The organism is Paraburkholderia sp. UCT70, from assembly GCF_050434085.1.
GTDB lineage: Bacteria > Pseudomonadota > Gammaproteobacteria > Burkholderiales > Burkholderiaceae > Paraburkholderia > Paraburkholderia tuberum.
Window position 1 is genome coordinate 1,721,785 of record NZ_JBNPVZ010000004.1, and the last position, 14,163, is coordinate 1,735,947.

Here is a 14,163-nt window from a genome sequence, read left to right on the forward strand (position 1 = left end):
GTTGTGCTTCGCGCGCAATGCGATGGTTTGAAGAGCGCCCGGTTGATGCCGGGCGTTTTTTTTATGCGCGCGTTTTCCCTCCGTGGGACCGTTTTCTGCTTCTGATCGTTTGTAACCAGCGGTAAAAGCTTCACGATCGCGCGCAAGTCGCCGTGGTCGCAACAATCTTAAAAGCTTGCTGAGACCAAGGCGCGCCACGTAGAGGCCAGCGATCCACACCCCTGGCCGCCACCGGGCCGGTTACAAATAGAAACGCTGCCCGGATCGAATTGCCCGAAACTCAGTCTCACAAGAAGTCGGCTCTGTCAGAAACGGAGGCCCTACATGGACACCACTACTCATCAACCCACGCAGCCACGTCGTCTTCATCCCTTGATCGCGGTGGCCGCCGGCGCGGTGCTCGTCGCGAGTCTCGTCGCTACCGCGGCGATCACCGGCGTGTTCCCGAAGGCGTCGGGTAACGGCGCACAGAACGATCGGACGCAGGCCGCGCAGGTCAGCACGCAAGCGCCGGGCGTCGTCGATTCGGCCGCGCCGGTCAAGCCATCTGCGCAGCAGCGGCAGGATCAGGCTCAGCAAGCGGTGCCGGCCGCCCCTGCCGCCGCTCCGACCCAGCAGCAATACGCGCAGCAACAGCAGGCACAGGCCGCGCCGCAGTATGCGCAGCAGCCGGCGCCGCATGCCGCTTATTGCTCGACTTGCGGCACCGTCGTCGCGATCTCGGCGGTTCGGCATGAAGGACATGGCACCGGCATTGGCGCGGTCGGCGGTGCGGTGGCCGGGGGCGTCGTCGGGAATCAATTCGGCGCCGGCGGCGGGCGTACCGCGATGACGCTGCTCGGCGCGCTGGGCGGCGGGTTCGCCGGCAACTCGGTCGAAAAACATCTGCGCAGCACGACGTCGTATTCGGTGCGCGTGCACATGGAAGACGGCAAGACGCGCTACTTCACCTATAGCGAGGCGCCGCCGTTCCGCGACGGCGAGCGCGTGCGCGTTCAGAACGGCGGCCTCGTCGCCGACTGAGCTCGGTGCCCAACGTTCGTCGACGCGCCATGAAAAAAGGCGATTCCATCGGAATCGCCTTTTCTTTGGAGTTCAATGCACTCGATCGAACACGCGTTCAATAATCCGCGTCTTCGATCCATGCCGCCTGAATCGCTTCGAGAATCTTTTCGCTCGAACGGTTCGGATCGTCGTCGAAACCTTCGAGCTCGGTCACCCAGCGGTGCAGGTCGGTGAAACGCACCTGCTGTGGATCGACGTCCTGATGCTTGTCCGTCAGAGCCATCGCGATGTCTTGCGTATCGGTCCACTTCATGGCGGCACCCTCCTGTTAGTGGTTTTCCTTCGCGTGATTGATCGAGTAACGCGGAATTTCGACGACCAGATCCTGCTCGTCCGGCATGACCGCCTGACACGACAGGCGCGAAGCCGGTTCCAGCCCCCATGCCTTGTCCAACAGATCGTCCTCGTCTTCCTCGGATGGCGTCAAGGCGGCGAAACCCTCACGCACGACTACGTGGCAGGTCGTGCACGCGCACGACTTCTCGCACGCATGCTCGATTTCGATACCGTTATCGAGCAGGTTGTCGCAGATGCTCTTGCCGGGAACGGCGTCGATCACCGCGCCTTCCGGGCACAGTTCGACGTGAGGCAGCACAACAATTTGAGGCATACAGTTTCCGTTTGGGTCTGAGGCACGGCGGCTGCCAGCAATGCCGCGTGCAGGCTCCGTACCATTTTACTGGCGGCGCGCGGACTTTTTAAGTCCGCGCGGCGCGATCGGTGGTTCATGGGGGCGCAGTTCGTGCGTGGCCTGAGCGCGCGTCGCGTGCACGTTGCTGTCGCTACGCTCGCCCGTTCAGATCTCGTCGAGCTTGCGGCCCGACAGCGCGCGGCGAATTCCCTTGTTCATGCGGCGCGCGGCGAATTCGTCGGTGCCTTCGGCGAGCGCTTTCGTCGCGGCTTCGATCGCGCCGACGTCTTCGCCTGGCGCGACGTTGCGCAGCGCGGCGAGCAGCGCGTCGAGTTCGGCGCGTTCGCTGTCGTCGAGCAACTCGGCGTCGGCGGCGAGCGCCGCGTCGGTCGCTTCGACGAGACGCTGCGCTTCGACCTGCGCCTCACGCAATGCGCGCGCGCGCATGTCGATTTCAGCGGTCGAAAAGCTGTCTTCGAGCATGCGCGCGATGTCGTCGTCGGCGAGGCCATACGAAGGCTTCACGACGACCGATGCCTCCACGCCCGACGCCAGCTCGCGCGCAAACACCGACAGCAGGCCGTCGGCGTCGACCTGATAGGTCACGCGAATGCGCGCGGCGCCGGCGGCCATCGGCGGAATGCCGCGCAGCTCGAAGCGCGCGAGCGAACGGCAATCGCTGACGAGCTCGCGCTCGCCTTGGACGACGTGAATCGCCATCGCGGTCTGGCCGTCCTTGAAGGTCGTGAAATCCTGCGCGCGCGCGACTGGAATCGTCGAGTTGCGCGGAATGATCTTTTCGGTGAGGCCACCCATCGTCTCGACGCCGAGCGACAGCGGAATCACGTCGAGCAGTAGCCATTCGTCGCCTTCCGCCCCGCGGTTGCCGGCCAGCAGATCGGCCTGGATCGCGGCGCCGAGTGCGACGACCTGATCCGGATCGAGATTGACGAGCGGCGGCTGGCCGAAGAACGCCTCGACCGCGCGGCGGATCACCGGCATGCGCGTCGCGCCGCCGACCAGCACGACGCCCTTGATTTCCTTCGTGGTGACCTTCGCGTCGCGCAGCGCCTTTTTCGTCGGGCCCAGCGTGCGTTGCACCAGCGCGGCCGTGACGGTCTCGAAAGTGGCTTCGTCGATCGTCAGATCGAGCGCGGTGCCGTTGGCAAGCGTGAGCTTGAGGGTAGTTTGCGACGCGCTCGACAGCGCCTCCTTGGCCTCGCGCACGCTATCGAGCAGCAGGCGCACGTCGTGCGGCGCGAGCGTCTGCGACGCGATGCCGGCCTGTTCGAGCACATGGCGATATAGCGCATGGTCGAAGTCGTCGCCGCCGAGCGCGGAATCGCCGCCCGCCGCGAGCACTTCGAAAACGCCCTTGGTGAGCTTCAGGATCGACAGGTCGAAGGTGCCGCCGCCGAGGTCGTAGACCGCGTACAAACCTTCGGCGCCGTTGTCGAGACCGTAGGCGATCGCCGCGGCGGTCGGTTCGTTGAGCAGACGCAGCACGTTCAGCCCCGCGAGGCGCGCGGCGTCCTTGGTCGCCTGGCGCTGCGCTTCGTCGAAGTAAGCGGGCACCGTGATTACCGCGCCGACCAGCTCGTCGCCGAGCGTGTCTTCGGCGCGCTGGCGCAGCGTCGCGAGAATTTCAGCCGATACCTCGACCGGGCTCTTCACGCCGTCGACGGTGCGGATCTGCACCATGCCGGGAGCATCGACGAAATCGTACGGCGCGTTCTCGGCGCCCTCCACCTCGGCCTTGCCGCGACCCATGAAGCGCTTGACCGACACGATCGTATTGCGCGGGTCACTCGCGGCCTCGGCCTTCGCCCGGCGGCCGATGCGACGACCGCCCTGTTCCAGGTAACGCACCACCGACGGCAGCAGCACGTGCCCGTCTTCGTCGGGCAGCACATCGGGCACGCCGCTGCGCATAGCGGCGACGAGGGAGTTGGTGGTGCCGAGATCGATACCGACCGCCAGACGCCGCTGGTGAGGCGCCGGCGCCATGCCGGGTTCGGAGATTTGCAGTAAGGCCATCTGGATCTTCTCGGGGACGTTGTGCCCCGTCCTGAATGTTCGCGTTGCTGGGGTGATGCCGCGGCTCGCGGCCGCTCTGGTTTTTTGTTTGTCGCTTACTACGTCGCTGCCTACTGTTGCTGCTTGCCCGCGCCGCGCTTTTGCGCGCGTCGCACGAAAGCGCGCTAGCCTTCGAGCCGCTCGATCTGGGCATCGATTTCCGACGCGACGCGCTCGATGAACATCAGCTGCCGCACCGCCTCGCCCGCCGCCTGATTCGCGCCGTGATCGAGCGATGCGCCGAGCTTGTCGAAGCGCCGACGCTCCTCGTCGCGCAACTCGATGAGCAGCGCGTCGAGCGCGTCGACGTTCTTCGCCGCGGCCGCATCCTCGATGTTCTCACGCCACTCCATCTGCTGCATCAGGAACGCGGGCTCCATCGCCGTGTTGTTCTCCGCGCCGACGTTGATGCCGCGCAACGACAGCAGATAGGTCGCGCGCTTGAGCGGATCGCGCAGCGTCTGATAGGCCTCGTTCGCGCGCGTCGCCCACTGCATCGCGATACGCTTTTGCGCATCGCCGGCCGCCGCGAAGCGATCCGGATGCACCTGCGCCTGCACGGTGCGGTACGCGTGATCGAGCGTGCTCGCGTCGAGCGCGAACTGCGCCGGCAGACCAAACAGATCGAAGTGGCTGTCGTTCAGCGAGGCCATCGGATTAAAGTCCGTTGATGAAAACTGGTATGGAGACGTTGGGCCTTGTCAGGCGTGACCGGTTCAGTGGAGCGCGGATCAAACTAAAAAGGCGGCCCGCGCCGCCTTTTATCCGCCGCACGCGGAAGGTAACGAATCTAGACGCGGAACGACTCGCCGCAGCCGCATTCGTCTTTCACGTTCGGGTTGTTGAACCTGAAGCCTTCGTTCAGCCCCTCGCGCGCGAAGTCGAGCTCCGTGCCGTCGATATACGCGAGACTCTTCGGGTCGACGACGACCTTCACGCCGCCCGTCTCGAACACCTGATCTTCCGGCGCGAGTTCGTCCACGTACTCAAGCTTGTAGGCGAGGCCCGAGCAACCGGTGGTGCGCACGCCGACGCGCAACCCGATGCCTTTACCGCGGCGGGTCAGATACCTCTGGACGTGCTGTGCTGCCTTTTCGGTCAACGTAATTGCCATAACGTTTCTCAGTTGCCAGAGTGCGCGGCGCGCGTGTTCGCGCCGCGCTCACCGGTTGCTTCTTTCTTACCCTGTTGCTCAGGCGGCCTTGCCGTCTTCGACAACCGCTGCTTCGCCGTGGCGCTGCTTGTAGTCGGCGACCGCTGCCTTGATCGCGTCTTCCGCGAGGATCGAGCAATGGATTTTCACCGGCGGCAGTGCCAGTTCTTCGGCGATCTGCGTGTTCTTGATCGACATCGCCTGGTCGAGCGTCTTGCCCTTCACCCATTCGGTGACGAGCGAGCTCGATGCGATGGCCGAGCCGCAGCCGTAGGTCTTGAACTTCGCGTCTTCGATGATGCCGTCCGCGCCGACGCGGATCTGCAGCTTCATCACGTCGCCGCAGGCCGGCGCGCCGACCATGCCGGTACCGACCGTGTCGTCGTCCTTCGCGAAGGAACCGACGTTGCGCGGGTTTTCGTAGTGGTCGAGGACCTTGTCGCTATATGCCATGATTACACTCCTTGATTCGTTTCAACCTGCAATGCGATGAACGTTCGATGTCCGCTTCGTCCAGCCGGCGCGTCAGTGCGCGGCCCACTGGATGGTCGACAGATCGATCCCGTCCTTGTGCATTTCCCACAGCGGCGACAGATCGCGCAGCTTGGAAATCTTCGACTTCAGCAGGTTGATCACGTAATCGATTTCCTGCTCGGTCGTGAAGCGCCCCACCGTGAAGCGGATCGAGCTGTGCGCGAGTTCGTCGTTGCGGCCAAGCGCGCGCAGCACGTACGACGGCTCCAGCGACGCCGATGTGCACGCCGAGCCCGACGACACCGCGACGTCCTTCACCGCCATGATCAGCGATTCGCCTTCGACGAAATTGAAGCTGATGTTCAGGTTGTGCGGCACACGCTTTTCCATGTCGCCGTTCACATACACTTCCTCGATTTGCGACAGGCCTTTCAGCAGCCGGTCACGCAGCATGCGGATGCGCTCGTTTTCGGTCGCCATCTCTTCACGCGCGATACGGAACGCTTCACCCATGCCGACGATCTGGTGCGTGGCGAGCGTGCCCGAACGCATGCCGCGCTCGTGACCGCCGCCGTGCATCTGCGCCTCGATTCGGATACGCGGCTTGCGACGCACGTAAAGCGCGCCGATGCCCTTCGGGCCGTAGGTCTTGTGCGCCGAGAACGACATCAGGTCGACCTTCAGCTTCTGCAGATCGATCTGGATCTTGCCGGTGGCCTGCGCCGCGTCGACGTGGAAAATGATGCCCTTCTCGCGCGTGATCTCGCCAATCGCCTCGATGTCCTGGATGACGCCGATCTCGTTGTTGACCGACATCACCGACACCAGAATCGTGTCCGGGCGCAGCGCCGCCTTGAAGGCGTCGAGGTCGATCAGACCGTCGTCCTTGACATCCAGATAGGTGACTTCGAAGCCTTCGCGCTCGAGCTCGCGGGTGGTGTCCAGCACCGCCTTGTGCTCGGTCTTCACCGTGATGATGTGCTTGCCCTTGCTCTTGTAGAAGTGCGCGGCACCTTTCAGAGCGAGGTTGTCCGACTCCGTCGCACCCGAGGTCCAGATGATTTCGCGTGGATCAGCGTTCACGAGCGCGGCCACCTGCTCGCGCGCTTCCTCGACTGCGCGCTCGGCGGTCCAGCCATAAGCGTGACTACGCGACGCGGGATTGCCGAACTGCTCGCGCAGATACGGGATCATCTTGTCCACCACACGCGGATCGATCGGCGTCGTGGCGCTGTAGTCCATGTAGATGGGCAGATGGAGAGAGTCGTTGTTCATCAATTGCTCCGGGGACGTCATGTGCTCTGGCTTCTGGGTTCGATATGGGGCTGCGGCGAGGGTTTTCTTTTGCGTGCCGCGCTTCACGAACCGGCCATGTTGAAAACGGAATTGGGACCCTTGGGCGCCACGCGGACGGGTTCGACCGCCGGAGCGTCGTTGCGCCTGTCGCGCAGCACGGCCGGCGTGCCTTCGCGCGAACGCTGCTGATCCACCAGATCCTTCAGCGAAACCGAATCGAGGTATTCGACCATTTTCTGGTTCAGCGTCGACCACAGTTCATGCGTCATGCAGTGGCCGTCGTGCTGCTTGGTGCCTTCGCATGTGCCCTTACCGCCGCACTGGGTGGCGTCGAGCGGTTCGTCGACCGCGATGATGATGTCGGCCACCGTCACCTCTTCGGCACGGCGCGCGAGATTGTAGCCACCGCCCGGTCCGCGCACGGACTCGACGATTTCATGACGGCGCAGCTTGCCAAACAGCTGCTCGAGATACGACAGGGAGATGTGTTGGCGCTGGCTGATACCCGCAAGCGTCACCGGGCCCTGCTCCTGGCGCAGCGCCAGGTCGATCATCGCCGTGACGGCGAAACGGCCTTTCGTGGTGAGTCTCATATGATGTGGGAACCGCAATTCTCGACAAGTTTGGTCAAGTATAAATACATGAGCATTTTAGTCAAGTATGGGCGGTAAATTTTGTGTCATTCGCTTAATTGATCGCCATACGTCGACGCCGCGCCCCCACCCGTGGTGCGCCTGCGTTCTTCGCCCGATGCCTACGCGAGCAACTGCGGGCGCAGCGCGGCGATCAGCCCGCGGCAGGCTGCTTCGCACTGATCGAGCACCAACTCGAAGCCTTCCGCGCCGCCGAAATACGGATCGACAACCTCTCGCGCGCCGCTCCAGCGGCCATCCGACTCAGGCACGAACTCCATCAGCAGACGGATCTTGTCGCGCTGTGCGGGCGGGCACAGTTGACGCAACGCGGCGACGTTTCGGTCGTCCATGGCAATCAGCAGATCGAAGCGCTCGAAGTCCGCGCCCGTGATCTGGCGGCCCCGCAGCGCGTCGAGCGCATAGCCGCGCTGGCGGGCCGCGCGTTGCGCGCGTTCGTCGGGCGCCGCGCCGATGTGCCAATCGCCGGTGCCGGCCGAATCGATCAGGATGCAGTCCGCAAGCTTCGCCTCGTCGATCAGATGACGCATCACGCCCTCCGCCGTCGGTGAACGGCAGATATTCCCGAGGCAAACGAAACAGATGGATACAGTTTTCATCAGGGATTTTCGACGCTCGAGGCGCCGCGCGTCAGGTCGTCAGACAGTCAGCGGACTGCGCCGCGATTATACAAATCTCGACAGATTCGCGCCGAGCGGGGCGCAGCCAGCAAGATCAGCGGCTTCGGACCGTCGCGGTCCGCCGCGTCGGCTTACGATGCCTCGGCGAGCGGCGTCGCAGTGACGGCACGCATCGGCTTGGCCGGCAATGCCGACGCCGTGTCGATCATGCCGTACGACACCGCGCGTGCGAGTTCGGCGGTCAGATGGTTGGCGTCGAGCGGCATCTGCGAAGCGCGCGAAGCGGTTTGGCCGTTGACGTGCAGAAAGGCGAGCACCGCGAGCGGTACAACGATGGCTAGGGGCCAGTACACCGATATTGTCTTTTTCATGATGTGTTTTTCAATTAGGGGCGCATGAGCTTATGACGCACTATGCCCTAACGAAATGCTATAGGAATTCACAATCGGGAAAAACCCGCCCGCGCGAGATAGATCGTTGCTTGATACGAAACAGTCAATTGACACGTCTTTCGGGAAGAGTGGCGCGTCGCTGGCACACAAAAGTAAAGCTTACAAACGCATACAAAGCCGCCGCGACGGACGGCGACAATGACGGTCTTATTCTTACCCTTACGTTTCTTTGCACTTGCATCGGTCCCACAAAATGAAACGCATTGCACCTCTCGCTGGCCTGGTGGCCGCCGCGCTGCTCGGCGGCTGCGCGGTCTATCCGGACGGCACGCCGACGTACGGCAACGGCTACGGCGCCTATAGCGGCTACAACGGTTATGACGATTCCGCATACGCGCCGGGTGCCGCGGTCGTGCCGCAAACCAATGTGTACCTCGGTTACGGCGATTACGGTCCGGGACGCTACTACGGCCCGGCGCCGGGCTCTGGCTATCGCGGCTATCCGGATCGCGGTCATCCGAACGACAACGACTGGCACCACGGCGATCACGGCAACGGTCATGGCAACAATGGCGGCGGTCCTGGACAAGCGCACGGCGGCCCGCCGCCGCAGGGCGCAGCGGGCGGTCCGCACGGCCCTGGTGGCGCCAATGGCGGCCCGCACCCCGGCGCGGGCGGTCCGCCGCCGGGCCAGCCGCAAGCCGGCAACGGCGGCGGACGAGGCAACGATTTGGGGAGAAATGCGCCCGCGCGTCAGCCGGGGCAGATGACCGAACATTGAAGACCAAGCGGCGCTGAAGCATCCCGCCGGCTTCTTCGCCCATTTTGACGGCTGCGCGAGCGCGCAGCCGTCAAATCAATCGCAATGCCGCCCGCTCAGCCAATATGGCTGCGCTGCGCGGCATACAACTCGCGGAACGTACGACCCACCGGCGCCGGCATGTCGCGCGTATCTGTCCAGCCCGCGCCGCCGAGCGGCAGTTTGGCGATCGACCGATTGCGCCCACCCATGCGCTCCAGCACGCGCACGGCGAGTTTGGTAAAGAGCGCATAGGCATCGGGATGCAGCGCGAGCCAGCCCCACAGCGCCAACCCGGCGCGCTCCTTCCACGGCCGCAGGTGTCGCTCCATCTGCTTTTCGCGCAGCTTGCGCAACAGATCGGACAGCGGGATACCGACCGGGCACACGCTATTGCATTCGCCGCATAACGTCGCCGCTTGCGGCAGGTCGAGCGCCTTGTCGATGCCGACATAGCTCGGCGTAAGCACCGACCCCATCGGCCCCGGATAGACCCAGCCATACGCGTGCCCCGCCGACCTTCTGATACACCGGGCAATGGTTCATGCACGCGCCGCAGCGGATGCAGCGAAGCATCTCCTGGAAGTCGCCGCCGATCAGCCCTGTGCGGCCACCGTCGACGAGCACCACGTACATATGCTCGGGCCCATCCTGATCGCCCGCGCCACGCGGCCCGGTCAGCATCGAAAAATAGTTCGAGGTGGCCTGGCCGGTTGCCGAACGCGGCAGCAGGCGCATAGCCGTCGCGAGATCCTCGAGCGTCGGCAGCACCTTCTCGATGCCGGTGACAGCGACATGCACGCGCGGCATCACCGTGCACATACCTTCGTTACCCTCGTTGGTCACGACCGCGACCGAGCCCGTTTCCGCGATGATGAAATTGCCGCCCGTCACGCCCATGTCCGCGCTCAGAAAATGCGGCCGCAGCATCTCGCGCGCCTCACGCGTCATGTCGGGAATCTCGGTGAGCCGCGGCCGGCCGTGCGTCTTCGCGAACAGATCGGCGATCTCGTCCTTATCCTTGTGAACGACCGGCGCGATGATGTGGCTTGGCGGCTCGTTGTCGTTGATCTGCAGGATGTATTCGCCAAGGTCGGTTTCGATCGACTGCACGCCCATCTGCCCGAGCACTTCGTTCAGACGCATTTCCTCGGTGACCATCGACTTGGTCTTGATCACCTTCTTCACGTCGTGCTTGCGCGCGATGTCGCCGACGAGCCGCGCGGCCTCCTGCGTGGTCTCCGCGAACAGCACAGTCACGCCGCGCCGGGTCGCCTCGCGCTCGAAGGTTTCGAGCCACACGTCGAGATTCTCGAGCGCGCGATCACGGCGCTCCTTGAGCGCGGCCCGCGTCGCGGGGAAATCGATCGCGGTCATCGCGCTCGCGCGCGCCGACACGAACTTCGTGGACAGCTTGGTCAGATTCTGCTGCAGGCGCTGGTCGGCGAGTTTCTGACCGGCGCGAGCCTTGAACTGCATCGATTGGACTTGCATGGCGGCCCTGATGAGATCGGATTGAAACGCGCGGCGCATTCGCGCCCGACGCAATGCGTGACAGACAAGATAAACGTGACGCGAACAATGGCGGTGTTCGCCGCGCGGGGATTACACGTCGCCGGCCAGCACCTGTGCGATATGCAGCACGCGCGTCGTCGAGTCGCCGTTGCGGCGCAGCCGCCCTTCGATATTCAACATGCAGCCGAGGTCGCCGAGCACCACCGCACCGGCGCCGCTCGCGGCGATGTTCGCGCACTTTTCGTCGACGATCGCGGTCGAGATATCGCCGTATTTGACCGCGAAAGTGCCGCCGAAGCCGCAGCAATGCTCGCAGCCTTTCATCTCGGTGACCGCGACGCCGACCTGCGCGAGCAGTTCGCGCGGCTGTTCCTTGACGCCCAGTTCGCGCAAGCCCGAACACGAGTCGTGATAAGTCACCTGTCCCGCGAACTCGCCCGGTTGCAACTGCACCTTCGCGACGTTGACGAGGAAATCCGTCAGCTCGAACACCTTGCCGCGCAGGCGGCCGAAACGGTTCATCAGTTCGGGATCGTCGCGGAACAGGTCGCCGTAGTGCGCGCGGATCATGCCGCCGCACGAGCCCGACGGCACCACCACATAGTCGAACTGTTCGAACTCGCGCAGCGCTTTCTCGGCAAGGTCGCGCGCGAGGCGGCGGTCTCCCGAGTTATACGCAGGTTGCCCGCAACAGGTTTGCGCGGGCGGCACGACGACCTCGAAACCGGCGCCTTCGATCAGCTTGATGACGGAGAAACCGATCTCGGGACGCATCAGATCAATCAGGCAAGTGACGAACAATCCAACTCGCATGAGCCCTCCTTTCGGGGAAACGTCCCTGATTATCCGCTGTTTGCCGGTGCAATACCAACGGCCGGAAGGCATAGGAAGCACGCCGCACCGGATTGGAAGTGCGCCTCGAAGCGTTCGCTTTTTTCACAATACGAGATACAATCAGTTTTCGCTGTTTGACGCATCCACCGATTCTCATATGAGCGATACGAACCCGGATCCCAAAACTTCGATCCAGGTGATCGAACGCATGATGCGCCTGCTCGACGCACTGGCGGCGCATAGCGACCCGGTCAGCCTGAAAGTACTGGCCATCCGCACCGAGCTGCATCCATCCACCGCGCACCGCATCCTGAACGATATGGTGATGTGCCGGCTGGTCGACCGTTCAGACCCGGGCACCTACCGTCTTGGCATGCGCCTGCTCGAACTGGGCAATCTCGTCAAGGCGCGCCTGTCGGTGCGCGACGCGGCGCTCACGCCGATGCGCGAGCTGCACCGCGAGACCGGGCAGACCGTGAACCTGTCGGTGCGTCAGGGCGACGAAATCGTCTATATCGAACGCGCGTATTCGGAGCGCTCGGGCATGCAGGTGGTGCGGGCGATCGGCGGGCGCGCGCCGCTTCATCTGACCTCGGTCGGCAAGCTGTTCCTCGCGGCCGACGAAGCCACCCGCGTGCGTGCCTACGCAACACGCACCGGTCTGTCGGGCCACACGCAGAACAGCATCACCGATCTCGCGAAACTCGAGCGCGAGCTGTCGCATGTGCGCCAGCAGGCCTGCGCGCGCGACAACGAGGAACTGGAGTTGGGCGTGCGCTGCATCGCCGCCGGCATCTACGACGATACCGGCAAGCTGGTCGCGGGGCTGTCGCTGTCGGCGCCGGCCGATCGTTTGCAGGATTCATGGCTCGGGCAGTTGAGCCAGACCGCGTTGATGATTTCGGAATCGCTCGGCTACCGGCCGCAGCCACAGCAAGACCATGCGCACGGCGGGCACGGCTCACATGGCTCGCACGGCCAGCATTAGTAAAGGGTGCGGCCGCCCAACCGCCGTTGCACCCGCCGGCCGGCGCCATGAAAAAAGCCTCGCATCCGCGAGGCTTTTTCTTTGCACGTCAGCTGCAGCCGGACTGACTACCACCGGCTGAGCATGCGTTGCGGCTTCAGGTACCCGGACCGCCGGCATCGGCGCTCGTGATACGCGGCTGGTCGCCGCCGTTGTCGAGCCACGTACGCAGACGCGTCGCGTCCGCGAAACGCGAGTACTTGCCCGACGAATCGAGCAGCACCAGGATCATCGGCCGGCCATGGATGGTCGCCTGCATCACGAGACACTCGCCCGCTTCGTTGATGAAGCCGGTCTTCTGCAGACCGATGTCCCACGTCGGGTTGCGCACCAGCGCGTTCGTGCTGTTGTACGCGAGCGTGCGCTTGCCGGTGTACACCTCATAGCTGTGATCGGTCGAGAACTTGCGGATCAACGGGTACTGATACGCCGCGTTGACCATCTTCACGAGATCGCGCGCGCTCGACACGTTCATGCTCGTCAGACCGGTCGGGTTCTCGAAGTGCGTGTCGTTCATGCCGAGCTGCCTGGCCTTCGCGTTCATCGCCGCGAGGAACGCCGGACGGCCGCCCGGGTAGTAGCGCGACAGCGCCGCCGCCGCGCGATTTTCCGACGCCATCAGCGCGATGTGCAGCATGTCCTCGCGCGACAGCACCGAGCCCACCGACAGACGCGAACCGGTGTTCTTCTCGTAGTCGCGGTCTTCGTCGGTGACTTCGATCTGATCGGTCATCGGCTCTTTCGAATCGAGCACCACCATCGCCGTCATCAGCTTGCTGATCGATGCGATCGGTACCACGGCGCGCGAGTTCTTGTCGAACAGCGTCTCGCCGCTGTTCTGGTCGATCACATAGGCGACGCTCGAGCGCAGCATCAGCGCGTCCGGCGTCTCGTGCAGACCAAACGCCTGGCCGACGCTCGGCTGGCGCGGCTCGTACGCGACGCGTCGCATCACCGAACGGTGTCGGCCGTTCGCCGTGAACGTAACGCGCTTGCGTTTGACGCCGGCGTGCGGGGCATCTTCGTCCGCCGCAGCGGCTTTCACGGCCTCACCCTTGCCGGCTTTCGCAGCAGGGCTCGACACCTTTTCGGTGGCGGCCGCCTGCGCCGGCTTCCTGGCAGTTTTAGCGTGTTTGGAAGTTTTTGCGGATGCAGCAGACGTAGCTGCAAAAGTGCTGACAGGCGTAGCGAACGCCGCTGCGACGGCCAGCGAGACGGCCAGCGACAGAGCGGTGCTGCGCGCCGCGCCGTGGAGCACTTTTAGCGACGAAAACATGTCGGTTTTCATGGGTGTTCGATAGGGAGCGGCGAGAGGTTTCCGCAAGTGTAGTAAAGCAACGAAAAATTAGCAATTTGAAGCACTTATGCGCGCTCCTTAAACCGGCTTGTCAGCTCCGATCGCGAAAACACAAATAAGTGCCGCGCCTCGATCGAAAAAAACGATCGTCGCCAGCAAGCCTCGCCATTGCCGCCGCCCTGCCCAATCGAGCAGATCCTTGCAGGATAACGGCAATTTTGAGACAACCTTGATCCGGGGAAATACTGTCAGCACAGGCGGAAACTACTGCGCCGCGCCATGAAGGCGTTGCGAGCGTGCGACGGACTTTTTTAAGTGTCTGACGAAAGTC

15 protein-coding genes and 1 pseudogene are annotated in these 14,163 nt (G+C 63.7%); 3 read left to right on the top strand and 13 right to left on the bottom strand.

Annotation, left to right across the window (positions count from 1 at the left end):
* The first annotated feature begins 324 nt into the window (after positions 1-324).
* Positions 325-1,023, top strand: a complete 699-nt coding sequence (locus OKW41_RS33470; protein ID WP_429575276.1) for a glycine zipper 2TM domain-containing protein — start codon at positions 325-327, stop codon at positions 1,021-1,023.
* A gap of 97 nt (positions 1,024-1,120) precedes the next feature.
* On the opposite strand, the gene iscX is transcribed toward OKW41_RS33470, so the two are convergent.
* The 10 genes from iscX to OKW41_RS33520 all read right to left on the bottom strand — a co-directional run bounded on the left by iscX (position 1,121) and on the right by OKW41_RS33520 (position 8,339).
* Complete coding sequence (gene iscX, locus OKW41_RS33475) at positions 1,121-1,318, bottom strand: Fe-S cluster assembly protein IscX (RefSeq protein WP_027198111.1); 198 nt, start codon at positions 1,316-1,318, stop codon at positions 1,121-1,123.
* Between the two features lie 15 nt (positions 1,319-1,333).
* Positions 1,334-1,675: an ISC system 2Fe-2S type ferredoxin gene (gene fdx, locus OKW41_RS33480; RefSeq protein ID WP_429450407.1), complete on the bottom strand. Its 342-nt coding sequence runs from the start codon at positions 1,673-1,675 to the stop codon at positions 1,334-1,336.
* A gap of 186 nt (positions 1,676-1,861) precedes the next feature.
* Entirely contained in the window at positions 1,862-3,733 is a 1,872-nt protein-coding gene (gene hscA, locus OKW41_RS33485) for a Fe-S protein assembly chaperone HscA (protein WP_429575277.1), read from the bottom strand.
* A gap of 164 nt (positions 3,734-3,897) precedes the next feature.
* Complete coding sequence (gene hscB / locus OKW41_RS33490; RefSeq protein WP_090800792.1) at positions 3,898-4,425, bottom strand: Fe-S protein assembly co-chaperone HscB; 528 nt, start codon at positions 4,423-4,425, stop codon at positions 3,898-3,900.
* 137 nt (positions 4,426-4,562) lie between these two features.
* Positions 4,563-4,886 (bottom strand): iron-sulfur cluster assembly protein IscA, encoded by a 324-nt coding sequence (gene iscA / locus OKW41_RS33495; RefSeq protein WP_184022376.1) that lies wholly within the window; start codon positions 4,884-4,886, stop codon positions 4,563-4,565.
* Positions 4,887-4,964: 78 nt separating this feature from the next.
* Entirely contained in the window at positions 4,965-5,378 is a 414-nt protein-coding gene (iscU, locus tag OKW41_RS33500; protein WP_184022374.1) for a Fe-S cluster assembly scaffold IscU, read from the bottom strand.
* Positions 5,379-5,450: 72 nt separating this feature from the next.
* Positions 5,451-6,674 carry an IscS subfamily cysteine desulfurase gene (locus OKW41_RS33505; RefSeq protein WP_184005994.1) on the bottom strand — a complete coding sequence of 408 codons (1,224 nt, stop codon included), beginning with the start codon at positions 6,672-6,674 and terminating at the stop codon, positions 5,451-5,453.
* Between the two features lie 83 nt (positions 6,675-6,757).
* Positions 6,758-7,288, bottom strand: coding sequence for a Fe-S cluster assembly transcriptional regulator IscR (iscR, locus tag OKW41_RS33510; protein WP_018417524.1), 531 nt, complete (start codon positions 7,286-7,288; stop codon positions 6,758-6,760).
* Between the two features lie 161 nt (positions 7,289-7,449).
* Positions 7,450-7,947: a low molecular weight protein-tyrosine-phosphatase gene (locus tag OKW41_RS33515; protein ID WP_429575278.1), complete on the bottom strand. Its 498-nt coding sequence runs from the start codon at positions 7,945-7,947 to the stop codon at positions 7,450-7,452.
* 152 nt (positions 7,948-8,099) lie between these two features.
* Positions 8,100-8,339, bottom strand: a complete 240-nt coding sequence (locus OKW41_RS33520; RefSeq protein ID WP_429450415.1) for a hypothetical protein — start codon at positions 8,337-8,339, stop codon at positions 8,100-8,102.
* A 274-nt stretch (positions 8,340-8,613) separates the two neighbouring features.
* Between OKW41_RS33520 and OKW41_RS33525 the strand changes: the two genes are divergently transcribed.
* A complete protein-coding gene (locus tag OKW41_RS33525; RefSeq protein WP_429575279.1) occupies positions 8,614-9,141 on the top strand; it encodes a hypothetical protein in 528 nt (175 codons plus the stop codon).
* Positions 9,142-9,236: 95 nt separating this feature from the next.
* Here the strand turns inward: OKW41_RS33525 and OKW41_RS33530 are convergent.
* Positions 9,237-10,653: pseudogene (locus OKW41_RS33530) on the bottom strand (lactate utilization protein B).
* 111 nt (positions 10,654-10,764) lie between these two features.
* The gene (locus tag OKW41_RS33535; RefSeq protein WP_429450420.1) at positions 10,765-11,487 is read right to left on the bottom strand and encodes a (Fe-S)-binding protein; all 723 of its coding nucleotides are present in this window, start codon (positions 11,485-11,487) and stop codon (positions 10,765-10,767) included.
* A gap of 178 nt (positions 11,488-11,665) precedes the next feature.
* Between OKW41_RS33535 and OKW41_RS33540 the strand changes: the two genes are divergently transcribed.
* On the top strand, positions 11,666-12,496 hold the full coding sequence (locus OKW41_RS33540) for an IclR family transcriptional regulator (protein WP_429450422.1): 831 nt from the start codon (positions 11,666-11,668) through the stop codon (positions 12,494-12,496).
* 136 nt (positions 12,497-12,632) lie between these two features.
* Here the strand turns inward: OKW41_RS33540 and pbpG are convergent, their stop codons facing one another.
* Positions 12,633-13,823 (bottom strand): D-alanyl-D-alanine endopeptidase, encoded by a 1,191-nt coding sequence (gene pbpG, locus OKW41_RS33545; protein ID WP_429575280.1) that lies wholly within the window; start codon positions 13,821-13,823, stop codon positions 12,633-12,635.
* Positions 13,824-14,163: the final 340 nt, after the last annotated feature.

What these genes read in the sequence shown, in the direction of transcription:
- pbpG (WP_429575280.1), bottom strand. Translation starts at nt 13,823, where the DNA reads ATGAAAACCGACATGTTTTCGTCGCTAAAAGTGCTCCACGGCGCGGCG.
- iscU (WP_184022374.1), bottom strand. Translation starts at nt 5,378, where the DNA reads ATGGCATATAGCGACAAGGTCCTCGACCACTACGAAAACCCGCGCAAC.
- iscX (WP_027198111.1), bottom strand. Translation starts at nt 1,318, where the DNA reads ATGAAGTGGACCGATACGCAAGACATCGCGATGGCTCTGACGGACAAG.
- hscB (WP_090800792.1), bottom strand. Translation starts at nt 4,425, where the DNA reads ATGGCCTCGCTGAACGACAGCCACTTCGATCTGTTTGGTCTGCCGGCG.
- OKW41_RS33515 (WP_429575278.1), bottom strand. Translation starts at nt 7,947, where the DNA reads ATGAAAACTGTATCCATCTGTTTCGTTTGCCTCGGGAATATCTGCCGT.
- hscA (WP_429575277.1), bottom strand. Translation starts at nt 3,733, where the DNA reads ATGGCCTTACTGCAAATCTCCGAACCCGGCATGGCGCCGGCGCCTCAC.
- OKW41_RS33505 (WP_184005994.1), bottom strand. Translation starts at nt 6,674, where the DNA reads ATGAACAACGACTCTCTCCATCTGCCCATCTACATGGACTACAGCGCC.
- OKW41_RS33470 (WP_429575276.1), top strand. Translation starts at nt 325, where the DNA reads ATGGACACCACTACTCATCAACCCACGCAGCCACGTCGTCTTCATCCC.
- OKW41_RS33525 (WP_429575279.1), top strand. Translation starts at nt 8,614, where the DNA reads ATGAAACGCATTGCACCTCTCGCTGGCCTGGTGGCCGCCGCGCTGCTC.
- fdx (WP_429450407.1), bottom strand. Translation starts at nt 1,675, where the DNA reads ATGCCTCAAATTGTTGTGCTGCCTCACGTCGAACTGTGCCCGGAAGGC.
- OKW41_RS33540 (WP_429450422.1), top strand. Translation starts at nt 11,666, where the DNA reads ATGAGCGATACGAACCCGGATCCCAAAACTTCGATCCAGGTGATCGAA.
- iscR (WP_018417524.1), bottom strand. Translation starts at nt 7,288, where the DNA reads ATGAGACTCACCACGAAAGGCCGTTTCGCCGTCACGGCGATGATCGAC.
- OKW41_RS33520 (WP_429450415.1), bottom strand. Translation starts at nt 8,339, where the DNA reads ATGAAAAAGACAATATCGGTGTACTGGCCCCTAGCCATCGTTGTACCG.
- OKW41_RS33535 (WP_429450420.1), bottom strand. Translation starts at nt 11,487, where the DNA reads ATGCGAGTTGGATTGTTCGTCACTTGCCTGATTGATCTGATGCGTCCC.
- iscA (WP_184022376.1), bottom strand. Translation starts at nt 4,886, where the DNA reads ATGGCAATTACGTTGACCGAAAAGGCAGCACAGCACGTCCAGAGGTAT.